The following is a 14,686-nucleotide window of genomic DNA, read 5'->3' as shown; positions in this document are numbered from 1 at the left end:
CATGACCACCAGCCACACCGGTACCGGTGCCGTCGACCCCGCCGTCCGCGAGGAACTGGCCCGGCTGCGGGACAGCATCGACAACATCGACGCGGCCGTCGTCCACATGCTCGCCGAGCGCTTCAAGTGCACCCAGCAGGTCGGCCACCTCAAAGCCGGGCACCAGCTGCCGCCCGCCGATCCGGCGCGTGAGGCGAAGCAGATCGCCCGGCTGCGGGCCCTCGCCGAGAGCGCCAAGCTGGACCCGGCGTTCGCCGAGAAGTTCCTGAACTTCATCATCGCCGAAGTGATCCACCACCACGAGCGCATCGCGGAGAGCAACGGCAACGGAGACGGCAACGGCACGGCCCCGGCCTCCGGCTGAGTCCCGGCCGGGTCCCGACAGTCCCCGCGCCCCTCGCCCACGGGGGCGCACGCCGGGGGCGCGGCGGCCTCGTACGGACCGGACATAATCCGCGTACCGATCCGCCGCTGTGCGCTGCCGACGGCATCAGGCAGCATGTCGTGCATGTCCGTACTGACGCGCGACGAAGCGCAGACCCGTGCCCGGCTCCTCGACGTCCACCACTACGCGATCGACCTCGATCTGACCGGTGGGGACGAGACCTTCGACTCCCGCACCGTCATCCGGTTCACCGTCCGCGGCGACACGGACACCACGGACACCTTCGTCGAGGTCAAGCCCGCCGAGCTGCGCACCGCCACCCTGGACGGACACCCCCTCGACCCGGACACCCTCGACGAGAACCGGCTGGCGCTGAAGAACCTCACCCCCGGCGAGCACGAGCTGCGCGTCGAGGCGGCCATGCGCTACTCCAGCACCGGCGAGGGCATGCACCGCTTCACCGACCCCGCCGACGGCGAGACCTACGTCTACACGCAGCTGTTCCTGGACGACGTCCAGCGCGTCTTCGCCGCCTTCGACCAGCCCGACCTCAAGGCCGTCTTCGACCTGACCGTCACGGCGCCCCAGGGCTGGACCGTCCTCTCCAACGGCGTCACCGAACACACCGGCGAAGGCCACTGGAAGGCCGCCACCACACCGCCGATCTCCACCTACCTCGTCGCCGTCGCCGCAGGCCCCTGGCACTCCGTGCGCACCGAACACCGCGGCCTGCCCTTCGGCATCCACTGCCGCCGCTCCCTCGCCCCCCACCTGGACACCGACGCCGAAGAGCTGTTCGAAGTCACCCGCGGCTGCTACGACCGCTACCACGAGAAGTTCACCGAGCCCTACCCCTTCGACTCCTACGACCAGGCGTTCGTCCCCGAGTTCAACGCCGGCGCCATGGAGAACCCGGGCCTGGTCACCTTCCGCGACGAGTTCGTCTTCCGGTCCGCCGTCACCGACACCCAGCGGCAGACCCGCGCCATGGTCATCGCCCACGAGATGGCCCACATGTGGTTCGGCGACCTCGTCACCCTCCGGTGGTGGGACGACATCTGGCTGAACGAGTCCTTCGCCGAGTACATGGGCTACCAGACCACCGCCGAGGCCACCCGCTTCACCGAGACCTGGACCGACTTCGGCGTCACCCGCAAGCCCTGGGGCTACGACGCCGACCAGCGCCCCACCACCCACCCCGTCGCCCCCGAGAACGTCGAGGACACCGCCTCCGCCCTCCTCAACTTCGACGGCATCTCCTACGCCAAGGGCGCCTCCGCCCTGCGGCAACTCGTCGCCTGGCTCGGCGAGAAGGACTTCCTCGCCGGCATCAACACCCACTTCGAGAGGCACAAGTTCGCCAACGCCACCCTCGCCGACTTCATCGACTCCCTCGCCGCCGCCACCGACCGCGACGTCCACGCCTGGGCCGACGCCTGGCTGCGCACCACCGGCGTCGACACCCTCGCCCCGCGCGTCACCGGCGAAAACGGCAGCCGCGCACTCACGGTCGACCGCACCGGCACCCGGCCCCACCGCATCGCCGTCGGCCTCTACGACCAGGACCTCACCGACGAGGGCCGGCTCACCCTGCGCGAACGCCTCGACCTCGACGTACCCCGGACCGAACCCCGGCCCATCGGCAAGCGCCCCGCCCTCGTCGTCCTCAACGACGGCGACCTGAGCTACGCCAAGATCCGCTTCGACACCGAGTCCTTCGAAGCCCTGCGCACCGGCCTGTCCGGCCTGCCCGACCCGCTCACCCGCGCCGTCGTCTGGAACGCCCTGCGCGACGCCGTCCGCGACGGCGAACTCCCCGCCCGCGCCTACCTCGACGTCGCCCGCACCCACCTCCCGTACGAGACCGACCTCGCCCTCGTCGACGGCGTCCTCGCCTTCGCCTCCGCCCAGGCCGCCGACCGCTACGTCACCCCCGAACAGCGACCCGCCGCCCTCACCACCCTCACCGACCTGTGCCGCGACCTCATCCGCCGCACCGAGGACGGCGACCACCCCGGCCTGCGCCTCATCGCCGTACGCCACCGCATCGCCACCGCCGCCCACCCCCACACCATCGCCGCCTGGCTCGCCGACGGCACCGTCCCCGGCGGCCCCGAACTCGACCCCGAACTGCGCTGGCGCATCCTCACCCGCCTCTCCGTCCTCGGCGCCACGGACGAGAGGGCCATCACCGCCGAACTCGAACGCGACCCGAGCGCCACCGGCCAGGAAGGCGCCGCCCGCTGCCGCGCCGCACTGCCCGACCCCGAGGCCAAGAGCCGCGCCTGGGAAGCCATGTTCGCCACCGACGACCTCTCCAACTACCTCTTCACCGCCACCGCCCAGGGCTTCTGGCAGCCCGAACAGGCCGACCTCGTACGGGACTACGTACCGCGCTACTACGCCGAGGCGGTCGCCGTCGCCGCCCGCCGCGGCCCCGCCATCGCCGACGCCGCCGGCCGCTGGGCCTTCCCCGCCCACGCCGTCGACGCCGACAACCTGCGCCTCGGCCAGGACTGCCTCAACGACGCCGACCCGATCCCCGCCCTGCGCCGCAAGCTCGCCGACCAACTCGACGACCTGGCCCGCGCCCTGCGAGTACGGGAAGCGGACACGCACTGACCCGGACGCGGCCGGCCCCCGACCGGTGGCCGGCCGCGGGATACCCCTTTCGGGTTGTGATCTTGGGCTGTCCGGGCGTACGCGCTCATCCGCGTACAAGCTGGAACTCCCTCGTCCCCACGCCCGGAGGACAGCCATGGGCCTGCCGCCCCTCGCCTCGGGCCCGCACGGCCCCGACGCCCTGCGACCCCTGCTCGACACCGTGCTCGACGCGCTGCGCACCGGCGCCGCCACCCGCGCAGGACCACTGCCAGCGGGCGGCCCCGACGCCGTCACCGCCCGGGTGGCCGACGCGGCCGGCGAAATCCTGCCCCGACTCGGCGAACCCGAGGCGCTCCGCGTCCTGGTCACCGCCCTCGCCGAGGGCGCCGCCGACCCCGCCCACCCACTGTGCGCCGCCCACCTGCACGGCCCGCCCCTCGCCGTCGCCACCGCAGCCGACCTGGCCGCGAGCGTCCTCAACCCGTCCCTCGACTCCTGGGACCAGGCACCCGCCGCCTCCGCGCTGGAAACCCTCGTCACCCGCACCCTGGCCCGCCAGGCCGGCGCCACCGACGCCGTCGTCACCACCGGCGGCACCGAGTCCAACCAACTCGCCGTCCTGCTCGCCCGCGAAGCGCACGGCGCGGGCCTGCGGCTCATCCACGGAGCCAACGCCCACCACTCGGTGCCCCGCGCAGCCTGGCTCCTTGGCCTGCCCGAACCCGTCGTCGTCCCCGCCCCCGCCGGCACCCTCGACCCCGCCGCCCTCGACGAAGCCCTCACCCAGGTCCCCGGACCACACCTCGTCGTCGCCACCGCCGGCACCACCGACGCCGGACTCATCGACCCCCTGCCCGAAATCGCCGACCGCTGCGCCGCCCACGACGCCCGCCTGCACGTGGACGCCGCCTACGGCGGAGGCCTCCTCCTCAGCGACCGCCACCGCCCCAAACTGGCCGGACTGGACGCCGCCCACACCGTCGCCCTCGACCTGCACAAACTCGGCTGGCAGCCGATCGCCGCCGGCCTCCTCACCGTCGCGGACGCCACCGACCTCACCGCGCTCCACCACCGCGCCCACTACCTCAACGCCGACGACGACACCGACGCCGGGCTCCCCGACCTCCTCGGCCGCTCCCCGCGCACCAGCCGCCGCCCCGACATCCTCAAGATCGCCGTCACCCTCAAAACCCTGGGACGCAGCGGCCTCGGCGCACTCGTCGACGACGTCTGCCTGCTCGCCGAACGGTTCGCCGCCCTCGTCCACGACCACCCCGGCTTCGAACTGCACGCCCCGCCCACCATCAGCACCGTGCTCTTCCGGCCCGCCCACGCCACCGACGAAGCCGTCGCCGCCGTACGCCGCACCCTGCTCACCACCGGCGGCGCCGTCCTCGGCCGCGCCCGCGCCGACGGCCGGCTCTGGCTCAAGGCGACCCTGCTCAACCCCCACACCCGGCCCGACGACCTGGCCACCCTCCTGACCCTCGTAACCCGTGCGGAAAACCCCCCGGAAGGACCCGCCCCGCAATGAACACCACCCCGCACCCCGCGCCCGACACCCCCCGCGACCTCGTCGGCATCGGCATCGGCCCCTTCAACCTCTCCCTCGCCGCGCTCGCCGACCCCCTCACCGGCCTCGACACCGCCTTCTACGACCAGCGCCCCGCCTTCCACTGGCACCCCGGCCTGCTCATCGACGGCGCACGCGTCCAAGTGCCCTTCCTCGCCGACCTGGTCACCCTCGCCGACCCGGCCAGCCCCTGGACCTTCCTCAACCACCTCCGGGCCCGAGAACGCCTCTTCCCCTTCTACTTCGCCGAACGCTTCCACATCCAGCGCGCCGAATACGACGCGTACTGCCGCTGGGTCGCCGAAAACCTCCCCACCCTCCACTTCCACCACCAGGTCGACGCCGTCCGCTGGAACCCCGAACGCGACCTCTTCGAAGTCGACTACACCCAACTCGACACCGACGGAGAAGCCGCAGCCCTCGGCCGCACACACACCCGCAACGTCGTCCTCGGCGTCGGCACCGAGCCCCACGTCCCCGACCCGCTCAGACCCCTCGTCGACGCCCCCGGCGTCCCCGTCGTCCACGCCGCCGACTACCTCGACCACCGCGAGACACTCCTCGCCGCCGAACACATCACCGTCATCGGCACCGGCCAGTCCGGCGCGGAGATCTTCCTCGACCTGCTCCGCCACCGGCCCCCCGGCCGGGAGAAGCTGCACTGGCTCGGCCGCACCGAGGCCTTCGCACCCATGGAGTACTCCAAACTCGGCCTGGAGCACTTCACCCCCGACTACACCCGCTACTTCCACGGCCTGACCGAACCCGCCCGCGACCGGCTCGTCGCCTCCCAATGGCAACTCCACAAGGGCATCGACGCCGACACCACCGCCGCCATCCACGACGAGCTCTACCGGCGCACCCTCGACGGCGGCTGGCCCGACACCGTCCTCACCCCCGGCGTCCACGTCCGCACCGCCGGCCGCATCTCCACCACCAAAGTCGAACTGCACCTCGAACACGCCCAGCAGCAGACCCGCACCCGCCTCACCACCGGCGCCGTCGTCCTCGCCACCGGCTACCGCGAACGCCCCCTCGGCCGCGTCCTCGCCGGACTCGACCCCTACATGCGGCGCGACAACCACGAACGCCCCCGCGTCGACGAACGCTTCCGCCTCGTCCTCGACCCCTCCGTCACCGGCCGGGTCTACGTCCAGAACGCCGAAACACACACCCACGGAGTCGGCGCCCCCGACCTCGGCCTCGCCGCCTGGCGCAGCGCGACCATCCTCAACGACCTGACCGGACAGGAGCCCTACCCGCTGCCCGGCCGCACCGCCTTCACCACCTTCGGCCTCGAACACGGACAACCCCGGATCCCGGCCGCGCGCCGACACCGGACGCTCACCCCGCTGGCGGACGGAATCTGAGGCCGCCCCGGCCGAAAGACGGACTCAGAACACCGGCACACCATCCCGCGTCAACGACCAGCCGACGGAAGCGAAGTCCTCCGGATCCAGCACACCCTTCGCCGTCACCCACTCGGCGATCCGCGTACGGATCTCCGTCGACTCCGCCCACAACTCCCTGGCCGACGCCACATGCGGGAACGCACCACCGCCGTTGGCCCGGTAGTTGTTCACCGCCAGCACGAACTGCCGCGCGTCGTCCAGTGGAGCCCCGGCATACGTGAGATTCCTGACCCGCGAACCGGCAGCCCGCGCGATGTCGATCTCGTACGTCAGCCCCGACACGTAGTCGTAGTTGTAATCCGGGCGGCCGCCCGCGTTGGTCAGCTCGTCCACGTCCACCGGCGCGCCGGCCGCCGTACGGACGTAGTACTCCGCCGAGTACTCCAGGTACGCCCGCAACTGGGCACCCGTCATCAGCTTGGCCACCAGGGTGTTGTCGTACACGTACAGACTCGACAGGTCCCGGATCGTCACGTCCCCGGCCGGGATCGCGGACGTCCGCGAGAAGGGCGACGCCTGCGCCAGCACCGGCAGCGACGCGTACTCCGTACCCGCCAGCGCCTCCCTGACCACGTCCTCCTGGACCTTGGTGATCAGGTCGATGATCGGCGCGTCCTTGTAGCGCGCCTCCACCGTCGTCAACGTCTCGGTGGCCGTGCCGACCACCTGGTTCACGTACGCCACGACCTTCGCGTGCTCGTCCGTGAGCAGCTTCGTGATCCGGGGATCGTCCCCGACGGTGTTCGAGTTCCGAAGCGACGCCTTGACCGACTCCACCCGCCAGTGGCCCCGCTCGAAGACCAGCTCGAAGTCGAAGAGGGTGAGCCGCTCGGCGTAGCACAGCGGCTCCGACAGCACGACCGTCTTCCCGGTCTCCTCGTTCACCACCTTCAGCTCCGCGATCTCCGTGTGCGCGTGCCCCACGAGGATCGCGTCGATGCCCGGCACCTGCCTGGCCACATTGGCCGCCGCGTTCTCCACGTACGGGACCTGATCACCGTAGGACGACGTGCCCGACGACCCGGAATGCGCCGACACCACCACCACGTCCGCACCCATCGAACGCAGCTTCGGCACCCACTTCGCCGCCTGCTCCTCAAGACCGGGGAACGCCAGCTTCCCCTGCACATACGCCTTGTCCCAGATCGCGATGCCAGGATTGGTCAACCCCAGCACCGCCACCTTCACCGGCGGCGCGCCCTTCACCCGGAACGTCTTCATGAAGTACGGCGGGAACGCCGGCTTCAGCGTCTTCGCGTCCACCGCGTTCGCCCCGAGCAGCGGAAAATCGCACTGCTCCTCGAACTTCCGCAGCGTCTCGATGCCGTAGTTGAACTCGTGATTGCCGAGCGCCACCGCGTCGTACCCGATCTCGTTCATCGCCTGCGCCATCGGATGCACCGGGCCGCCCTCGGCGGTGATCGGGTCGACCTTCGCGTAGTAGTACGTCAGCGGGGTGCCCTGGATGGTGTCGCCCGCGTCCAGCAGCAGCGTGTTGCGGCGGCCCTTCTCCTCACGGACCTGGTTCACCAGTGTGGAGACACGGGCCAGGCCCTGGGCGTTGCCCGCCGCGTCCGCGTGCTCGGCGTCCTTGAAGTAGTCCCAGTTGAAGACGTGCCCGTGCAGGTCGGTGGTGCCCAGCACCGTCAGCGCGTACCGCTTCGGCTTCCCGCGGCCCCGGTGCGCGGGGGCCGCCCCGGCCGCCGGAGCCGCCGCCGCGCCGGCCAGCGCGACACCCGCCCCCGTCACGGCGGACCTGCTCAGGAACTTCCGGCGGTTCAACGGCATGGCTGACTCTCCTCGGTGACCCGTGCCCATCATTGGCGACGCGCGTAGATTCTGTCCTGAACATGGCGCCTGTCAAGGGTGAGAGCCGACTCGAATGCTCATCGGAGCGGCCCGGCGCACAATTCAACACTTGTCAATAACCCTTTACCGAAAGCTGGTTGAGTGGTCATGCGTGGCCAATTCGCTACCGGTCGGTAAGTCATAGGCTCGACCCATGCGCCGAGCAAAGATCGTCTGCACTCTTGGGCCCGCCACCGACACATACGACCAGATCAAAGACCTGGTCGACGCCGGCATGGACATCGCCCGCTTCAACTTCAGCCACGGCACCCACGCCGAACACGAAGAGCGCTACCACCGAGTCCGAAAGGCGTCCGACGAAACCGGCCGCAGCGTCGGCACCCTCGCCGACCTTCAGGGCCCGAAGATCCGGCTCGGCCACTTCACCGAAGGCCCCGTACTCCTCGAACGCGGCGACACCTTCACCATCACCGTCGAAGAAGGCGCCCACGGCGACCGCCACACCTGCGGCACCACCTACGCCGGCCTCGCCACCGACGTCACCCCCGGCGAACGCATCCTCGTCGACGACGGCAAGGTCTGCCTGGAGGTCACCGACGTCGACGGCCCCAGGGTGCGTACGACGGTGATCGAGGGCGGCATGGTCTCCGACCACAAGGGCCTCAACCTCCCCGGCGTCGCCGTGTCCGTCCCCGCCCTCTCCAAGAAGGACGAGGACGACCTGCGCTGGGCACTGCGCAACGGCTTCGACACCATCGCCCTCTCCTTCGTCCGCAGCGGACGCGACGTCCTCGACGTCCACCGCATCATGGACGAAGAGGGCCGCCGCCTCCCCGTCATCGCCAAGGTCGAGAAACCACAGGCCGTCGAGAACATCGAGGACATCGTCGCCGCCTTCGACGGCATCATGGTCGCCCGCGGCGACCTCGGCGTCGAAATGCCCCTCGAACAGGTCCCCATCGTCCAAAAGCGCGCCATCAAACTCGCCAAGCGCAACGCCAAACCCGTCATCGTCGCCACCCAGATGCTCGACTCCATGATCGACAACGCCCGGCCCACCCGCGCCGAGGCCTCCGACGTCGCCAACGCCGTCATCGACGGCACGGACGCCGTCATGCTGTCCGGCGAGACCAGCGTCGGCAAACACGCCACCGACACCGTGCGCACCATGGCCAAGATCGTCGAGGCGGCCGAGGAGGACATCCTCGCCAAGGGCCTGCCCCCGCTGACCGAGCGCAACAAACCCCGCACCCAGGGCGGCGCCGTCGCCCGCGCGGCAGCGGAGATCGGCGACTTCCTCGGCGCGAAGTACCTGGTCGCCTTCACCCAGTCCGGCGACACCGTCCGCCGCCTCTCCCGCTACCGCTCGCCCATCCCGCTGCTCGCCTTCACCCCCGAGCCGGCGACACGCTCACAGCTCAGCCTGACCTGGGGCGTGGAGACCTTCCTCGGCCCCCACGCAGACTCCACGGACGCGATGGTCGACCAGGTGGACGAACTCCTCACCCGCTACGGGCGCTGCGAGAAGGGCGACGTCGTGGTCATCACGGCCGGCTCGCCGCCGGGGGTCTCCGGTACGACGAACTTGGTCCGGGTGCACCACATCGGTGAGGACGACAGTCCCCGATAGGCCCGTCGTCAGTACTTGGGGCCGACGTGGGCGTCCATGAGGGCTACGGAGGCTTTGCGGGCGACGGAGATGGTGACGGCCGTACGGCTTTGCTTGAGTGACTTCCACTCCACGCCAACGCGGTCGAGGGCGGTGGTGAAGAGACTGACGATGTCGGTCGACGTGTTGGTGACGAGGTACCGAGGGTATTCGTAACGCTTGCGCTCACCGCCGACGAGTCGGGTCGTCCAGTTGGTGATACGGCAGCCGTCGGAGTGGACTAGGCCCCGGATGAAGTCCCAGGGGTGAGCGTTGACGATTGCCTGTTGCCAAGGGGCGGGAACAATCCGGCGGTCGTGCTTCTTTCCGGGGCCGTGTTGGGGGAAGAAGCAGGGCCAGTGGCCGCTGTGGCCGACCACAGAGGTGTATCCGACGGCTCGGACTCGGTACGCCTTCCCACTGGGATTGACGGCTTCGATGGCGGTAGCGCGCGCATTGATGAGGCCGGGCCACGCATTGGCGCACGCGATCCGGAGGAAGTAGCCCGAGCGCATGCCGGGACTGATGCAGCCATCGCCGAGATAGAGGCCGAGTAGGTAGGAGTATGCCGCTCTGTCTTCAGGCGGATCGGCCGTCGGACCGCACAGTGAGCAGGAGGTCTGCCGCATACGTGGCAGAGGCTCGATGCGCGTCTGCCACGAGCGGATGGCGGCGTGAGATATGCCGGTCTCTTTGCTGACGGAGTTCAGGCTCCGTCCTTGTGCCACCAGTGCCAGTGCCCGCTTGCGTGTGCTGGTGTCGTACATGCGGCCATCCTGTGGCGATGGCCGCAGCGACACACAGTAAAAAGTGGATGTTCACGAGAACGTGGACATCCACTTGGTGACGGTAACCTTGGAAAACAAGGAAAAGTGCCCCGGGTCGGACTCGAACCGACACTGTATGGGTTTTGAATCCATTGCCTGCTGCCAATTGGGCTACCGGGGCCCGCGGAATCGAAGGTTTCCCCTCACCCTCCGCGCGTCCACCTTACCGCAGCTAGGTAGGCTCTTGTCAGCAGTGCCCCTGCCCCGAACGAGGAGCCCCACGTGACCGCCCCCGAGTCGCCCCAGCCCGTAGACGTGCCCGAAGACGACCAGTCGCACGTGCCTCCGCTGACGACCCGTGTTGTCATCGCCGAGGACGAGGCCCTGATCCGGCTGGATCTCAAAGAGATGCTGGAGGAGGAGGGGTATTCCGTCGTCGGCGAGGCCGGTGACGGTGAGGAGGCCGTGGAGCTGGCCCGGGAGCACAGGCCCGACCTGGTGATCCTCGACGTGAAGATGCCCAAGATGGACGGCATCTCGGCCGCCGAGAAGATCGCCGAGGAGAGCATCGCGCCGGTGCTGATGCTGACCGCGTTCTCGCAGCGCGACCTGGTGGAGCGTGCCCGGGACGCCGGTGCGATGGCGTATCTGGTGAAGCCGTTCAGCAAAAGTGACGTCGTACCGGCGATCGAGATGGCCGTCTCGCGGTTCACGGAGCTGAAGGCGCTGGAGAAGGAGGTCGCGGACCTCAGTCTGCGGCTGGAGACCCGGAAGCTGGTGGACCGGGCGAAGTCGGTGTTGCAGACGGAGTACGGCCTGACGGAGCCGGCGGCGTTCCGGTGGATTCAGAAGACGTCGATGGACCGGCGGATGTCGATGCAGCAGGTGGCGGAGGCGGTCATTCAGGACGCTGAGGAGAAGAAGGCGTCCAAGGGCTGAGCGCCCGCGCCCGGAGCGTGTACGAGGCCCGCGTCCCCATCGGGGGCGCGGGCCTCGTTGTGCGACTGGTCGGCTCAGTCCTCGCCGAGGTAGGCCTTGCGGACCGATTCGTCGTGGAGGAGGTCCTGTCCGCTGCCGGACAGGACGATGTTGCCGACTTCCATGACGTGGCCGTGGTCGGCGAGGGAGAGGGCGGCCTGGGCGTTCTGCTCGACGAGCAGGATGGTGGTGCCCTGGGACTTCAGCTCGGCGACCGTTGTCATGATCTTCTGCATCATGATCGGTGAGAGGCCCATGGAGGGTTCGTCGAGCATGAGCAGTTTGGGCTGGGACATGAGGGCGCGGCCCATGGCGAGCATTTGCTGTTCGCCGCCGGAGAGGGTGCCCGCGGCCTGCTTTCGGCGCTCGCCGAGGATGGGGAAGAGGTCGTAGGCGCGCTGGATGTCCTTCTCGATGCCTGGTTTGTCGTTGCGGAGGAAGGCGCCGAGGCGGAGGTTGTCCTCGATGGTCATGCGGGGGAAGATGTGCCGGCCCTCGGGGGAGTGGGCGAGTCCCAGGGAGACGACCTGGTGGGCGGGGACCTTCTTGAGTGACTTGCCGCCGAACCTGATCTGTCCGCCGACCGGCTTGAGGAGGCCGGAGAGGGTGCGCAGGGTGGTGGTCTTGCCGGCGCCGTTGGTGCCGATGAGGGTGACGACTTCGCCGGCGTCGACTGTGAAGGAGATGCCTTTGACGGCTTCGATCTTGCCGTAGGCGACGCGGAGGTCCTCGACCTCGAGCAGTGCGGTCATCGGTCGTTCTCCTTGCCGGCCGCGGTGTCCGTGGTGGTGTCTGCCTGGGCCTCGGCTTGGGCGTGGGCTTCGGCGGCTTCCACTTCGGCGGCTTCCGCGGCGCCGGGGTCGTTCGCGAGGGGTTCGCCGAGGTAGGCGGCGATGACCCGCTCGTCGCCCTGGACGGTCGCGCTGTCGCCCTCGATGAGCTTCTCGCCCTGTACGAGGACGGCGACGCGGTCGCAGAGGTTGAAGATGAAGCGCATGTCGTGCTCGATGACGAGGACGGCGGTGCCCTGGTCTCGGATGGCGAAGACGAGTTCCTCGGTGGCGCGTGTCTCCTGGGGGTTCATGCCTGCCGTGGGCTCGTCCAGGAGGAGCAGGCCGGGTTCGCTGGCGAGGGCGCGGGCGATTTCGAGCTTGCGCTGTTCGCCGTAGGGCAGGTTCCGTGCGAGGTGTCCGGCCTTTTCGGCGAGGCCGACGAACTCCAGTAGTTCCGTGGCGCGTTCGCGGGAGGTGGCCTCGGCTCTGTGGAAGCCGGGGCCGCGCAGGACGGCTGACCAGAAGCCTTCTTTGGTGCGGGTGTGGCGGCCGACGAGGACGTTTTCCAGGACGGTCATGTTGGCGAAGAGGCGGATGTTCTGGAAGGTTCGGGCGATGCCGGCGGCCGTGACCTTGAAGGACTTGGCGGGCAGTATCTGGTCCTTGTAGCGGACTTCGCCCTCGGTGGGTGTGTAGAGGCCCGTCAGGCAGTTGAAGAAGGTGGTTTTGCCGGCGCCGTTGGGGCCGATGAGGCCGACGATCTCGCCGCTGTTGACGGTGAGGTCGACGCCGTTGACGGCGGTGAGTCCGCCGAAGCGCATGGTGACGCCGCGGGCGTCGAGGACGGTGCTGCCGGGGGTGGGGGCGCCCGGGGTGGTGTCCTTGGTGGTGGTGTCGGTGGTCATGGTGGTCAGGCCCCTGTCTTGCCGAGGACTGCGGGCGCTTCGGCCTTGTCGTGGAACTCCAGTTGGCGGCGCCGGTTGGGGATGAGGCCTTCGGGTCGGAACCGCATGAGCAGGACGAGCGCGAGTCCGAAGGCGAGGAGCTGGTAGTCGCCGAGGAACTGGAGCTTGTTGGGGATGAGGAAGAGCAGTGCGGCGCCGAGGAGGGGCCCGCCGATGGTGCCCATGCCGCCGAGGACGACCGCGGCGAGCAGGAACGCGGAGTTGGGGGGTGTCGTGCCGGCGAAGAGGTATTGCTCGGGGGTCACGGTGTAGGTGACGTGTGCCTGGACGGTGCCGGCGAGGCCGGCGAGGGCGGCGCCGACGGCGAACGCGATCAGTTTGACGCGGAAGCCGTTGATGCCCATGGCGAGGGCGGCGGTCTCGTCCTCGCGGATGGCGACCCAGGCCCGGCCGATGCGGGAGTCGCTGCTGCGTCGGAAGACGAGGACGACGACGGCGGTGATGATGAGCATCAGGAAGAAGTAGTTGGCGAACCGGCCGATGGTGACGCCGAGGATGTCGTGTCGGGCGCCGAGGTCGAATCCGAGGATCTTCAGGTCCGGTACGGCGGAGATGCCGTTGGAGCCGTTGGTGATGTCGGGTCCGGAGGTGCCGTCCATGTTGAGGACGGCGATGCGGAAGATTTCTCCGAAGCCGAGGGTCACGATGGCGAGGTAGTCGCCGCGCAGCCGCAGCGTGGGGGCGCCGATCAGTACGCCGAAGATGAGTGAGGCGGCGGCACCGACGAGGACGGCGGCCCAGAAGGGGAAGTGGACGCCGAAGGGGGAGCTGGGGGAGCCGGAGACCAGGGCGGCGGCGTAGGCGCCGACGCCGAGGAAGGCGACGTAGCCGAGGTCGAGGAGGCCGGCGAGGCCGACGACGATGTTGAGGCCGAGGGCGACGGTGGCGAAGATCAGGATGTAGACGCCGATGGTGGCGTACTGGTCGTCGGTCTGGGTGAAGGGGAACAGCGCGGCGGCGACGAAGGCGCCCCAGATGGTGATGGTCTGGTGCCGTGCGGTGATCTGGGTGGCCTGGCGGATGAGGCCCGCCTTGTGGGCGGCCGCGAAGCCGAATCCGGCCGTGATCAGGAAGCCGACGAAGAGTTCGTCGTACTCGGTGCCGATGCCGTAGGTGAAGACGGTGAGGCAGACGGCGAGGACCGCGACGATGATGAGGATCTCGGCGTAGGAGGGCAGGGCGCGTACGGGGCCGGGCTCGCCGGCGGCGAAGGCGGCTTTGACGGTCTGCCAGCCGTGGCCGGCGCGGTGTTTGGCGAGGCTCCAGCCGGTCTCGTCGGGGTCGATGGGGTCGGGTGCGGGGCGCTCGAAGGGGAGGGCGAGGGCGCCGAGGAGGGTTGTGAGGGTGACGATCGCGGCGATGTAGGCGCCGGGTTCGAGGTTGACCAGGCCGCCGAGCTGGAGGCTGATGGCGAGGACGGCGTACCAGGTGGTCGCGAAGGTGGCGAGTGCGGCGAACCTCAGTGCGGCGTCGGCGCCGGCGGGGGTGAGCCAGCGGAGGCCTTTGACGCCGTAGGAGGAGAGGCCGAAGAGGGTGGTGAGGGCGCCGCCGATGAGGACGAGGACCTGTAGGCCGCCCGGGTAGCCGTAGACGGTGAGGTCGCCGGGGAAGGCGGCGGTCCAGGTCCAGGCGAGGAAGGTGGAGACGATGGTGAGGAGGCCGCCGCCGGTGGCGAGGGCGCGTCCGAGGTGCGGTGGGATGCCGATGAGGCCGGTCGCCGCGCCGGTGGCGGGGGTGTTCGGGGTCTTCTCGGTGGTTTGTGTGGTCATCGG

At 69.6% G+C, this 14,686-nt stretch carries 11 protein-coding genes and 1 tRNA gene; 6 read left to right on the top strand and 6 right to left on the bottom strand.

Annotated features, from left to right (window positions below; translation table 11 throughout):
• Position 1: 1 nt before the first annotated feature.
• The 4 genes from ACIQ1J_RS01330 (at position 2) to ACIQ1J_RS01315 (ending at position 5,932) form a co-directional block, all read left to right on the top strand.
• Complete coding sequence (locus tag ACIQ1J_RS01330; protein ID WP_403553078.1) at positions 2-364, top strand: chorismate mutase; 363 nt, start codon at positions 2-4, stop codon at positions 362-364.
• Between the two features lie 144 nt (positions 365-508).
• Positions 509-3,007, top strand: coding sequence for an aminopeptidase N (gene pepN / locus ACIQ1J_RS01325; protein ID WP_403553076.1), 2,499 nt, complete (start codon positions 509-511; stop codon positions 3,005-3,007).
• 136 nt (positions 3,008-3,143) lie between these two features.
• Positions 3,144-4,523: a pyridoxal phosphate-dependent decarboxylase family protein gene (locus tag ACIQ1J_RS01320; RefSeq protein WP_403553074.1), complete on the top strand. Its 1,380-nt coding sequence runs from the start codon at positions 3,144-3,146 to the stop codon at positions 4,521-4,523.
• Positions 4,520-5,932, top strand: a complete 1,413-nt coding sequence (locus ACIQ1J_RS01315; protein ID WP_403553072.1) for a lysine N(6)-hydroxylase/L-ornithine N(5)-oxygenase family protein — start codon at positions 4,520-4,522, stop codon at positions 5,930-5,932. The genes ACIQ1J_RS01320 and ACIQ1J_RS01315 overlap by 4 nt, the downstream gene beginning before the upstream one ends.
• Positions 5,933-5,956: 24 nt before the next feature.
• Here ACIQ1J_RS01315 and ACIQ1J_RS01310 read toward each other — a convergent pair whose 3' ends face one another.
• Positions 5,957-7,762 (bottom strand): bifunctional metallophosphatase/5'-nucleotidase, encoded by a 1,806-nt coding sequence (locus ACIQ1J_RS01310; RefSeq protein WP_403553070.1) that lies wholly within the window; start codon positions 7,760-7,762, stop codon positions 5,957-5,959.
• Positions 7,763-7,976: 214 nt separating this feature from the next.
• Between ACIQ1J_RS01310 and pyk the strand changes: the two genes are divergently transcribed.
• Positions 7,977-9,413 (top strand): pyruvate kinase, encoded by a 1,437-nt coding sequence (pyk, locus tag ACIQ1J_RS01305; RefSeq protein WP_403553068.1) that lies wholly within the window; start codon positions 7,977-7,979, stop codon positions 9,411-9,413.
• Positions 9,414-9,421: 8 nt separating this feature from the next.
• Here the strand turns inward: pyk and ACIQ1J_RS01300 are convergent, their stop codons facing one another.
• Entirely contained in the window at positions 9,422-10,198 is a 777-nt protein-coding gene (locus ACIQ1J_RS01300) for a transcriptional regulator (protein WP_403553066.1), read from the bottom strand.
• 106 nt (positions 10,199-10,304) lie between these two features.
• A tRNA-Leu gene (locus ACIQ1J_RS01295) sits at positions 10,305-10,379 on the bottom strand.
• A 101-nt stretch (positions 10,380-10,480) separates the two neighbouring features.
• On the opposite strand from ACIQ1J_RS01295, the gene ACIQ1J_RS01290 reads away from it, so the two are divergent.
• Complete coding sequence (locus tag ACIQ1J_RS01290) at positions 10,481-11,137, top strand: ANTAR domain-containing response regulator (protein ID WP_210959105.1); 657 nt, start codon at positions 10,481-10,483, stop codon at positions 11,135-11,137.
• A gap of 74 nt (positions 11,138-11,211) precedes the next feature.
• On the opposite strand, the gene ACIQ1J_RS01285 is transcribed toward ACIQ1J_RS01290, so the two are convergent.
• Genes ACIQ1J_RS01285 through ACIQ1J_RS01275 form a run of 3 tightly spaced genes read right to left on the bottom strand, consistent with a single transcriptional unit; the run spans position 11,212 to position 14,683 of the window.
• A complete protein-coding gene (locus ACIQ1J_RS01285; protein ID WP_403553064.1) occupies positions 11,212-11,928 on the bottom strand; it encodes an ABC transporter ATP-binding protein in 717 nt (238 codons plus the stop codon).
• Positions 11,925-12,854, bottom strand: coding sequence for an ABC transporter ATP-binding protein (locus ACIQ1J_RS01280; protein ID WP_403553062.1), 930 nt, complete (start codon positions 12,852-12,854; stop codon positions 11,925-11,927). Before ACIQ1J_RS01280 ends, ACIQ1J_RS01285 begins: the two co-directional genes overlap by 4 nt.
• Before the next feature lie 5 nt (positions 12,855-12,859).
• On the bottom strand, positions 12,860-14,683 hold the full coding sequence (locus tag ACIQ1J_RS01275; protein ID WP_403553060.1) for a branched-chain amino acid ABC transporter permease: 1,824 nt from the start codon (positions 14,681-14,683) through the stop codon (positions 12,860-12,862).
• Positions 14,684-14,686 lie beyond the last annotated feature (3 nt).

The sequence above is a fragment of the Streptomyces sp. NPDC097107 genome, assembly GCF_044762405.1.
Lineage (GTDB): Bacteria > Actinomycetota > Actinomycetes > Streptomycetales > Streptomycetaceae > Streptomyces > Streptomyces thinghirensis.
This window is presented reverse-complemented; position numbering and strand designations above follow the sequence as displayed.

Bases quoted from the DNA above. Each gene is read 5' to 3' on its own strand.
- ACIQ1J_RS01330 (WP_403553078.1), top strand. From the start codon at position 2: ATGACCACCAGCCACACCGGTACCGGTGCCGTCGACCCCGCCGTCCGC.
- pepN (WP_403553076.1), top strand. From the start codon at position 509: ATGTCCGTACTGACGCGCGACGAAGCGCAGACCCGTGCCCGGCTCCTC.
- ACIQ1J_RS01320 (WP_403553074.1), top strand. From the start codon at position 3,144: ATGGGCCTGCCGCCCCTCGCCTCGGGCCCGCACGGCCCCGACGCCCTG.
- ACIQ1J_RS01315 (WP_403553072.1), top strand. From the start codon at position 4,520: ATGAACACCACCCCGCACCCCGCGCCCGACACCCCCCGCGACCTCGTC.
- ACIQ1J_RS01310 (WP_403553070.1), bottom strand. From the start codon at position 7,762: ATGCCGTTGAACCGCCGGAAGTTCCTGAGCAGGTCCGCCGTGACGGGG.
- pyk (WP_403553068.1), top strand. From the start codon at position 7,977: ATGCGCCGAGCAAAGATCGTCTGCACTCTTGGGCCCGCCACCGACACA.
- ACIQ1J_RS01300 (WP_403553066.1), bottom strand. From the start codon at position 10,198: ATGTACGACACCAGCACACGCAAGCGGGCACTGGCACTGGTGGCACAA.
- ACIQ1J_RS01285 (WP_403553064.1), bottom strand. From the start codon at position 11,928: ATGACCGCACTGCTCGAGGTCGAGGACCTCCGCGTCGCCTACGGCAAG.
- ACIQ1J_RS01280 (WP_403553062.1), bottom strand. From the start codon at position 12,854: ATGACCACCGACACCACCACCAAGGACACCACCCCGGGCGCCCCCACC.
- ACIQ1J_RS01275 (WP_403553060.1), bottom strand. From the start codon at position 14,683: ATGACCACACAAACCACCGAGAAGACCCCGAACACCCCCGCCACCGGC.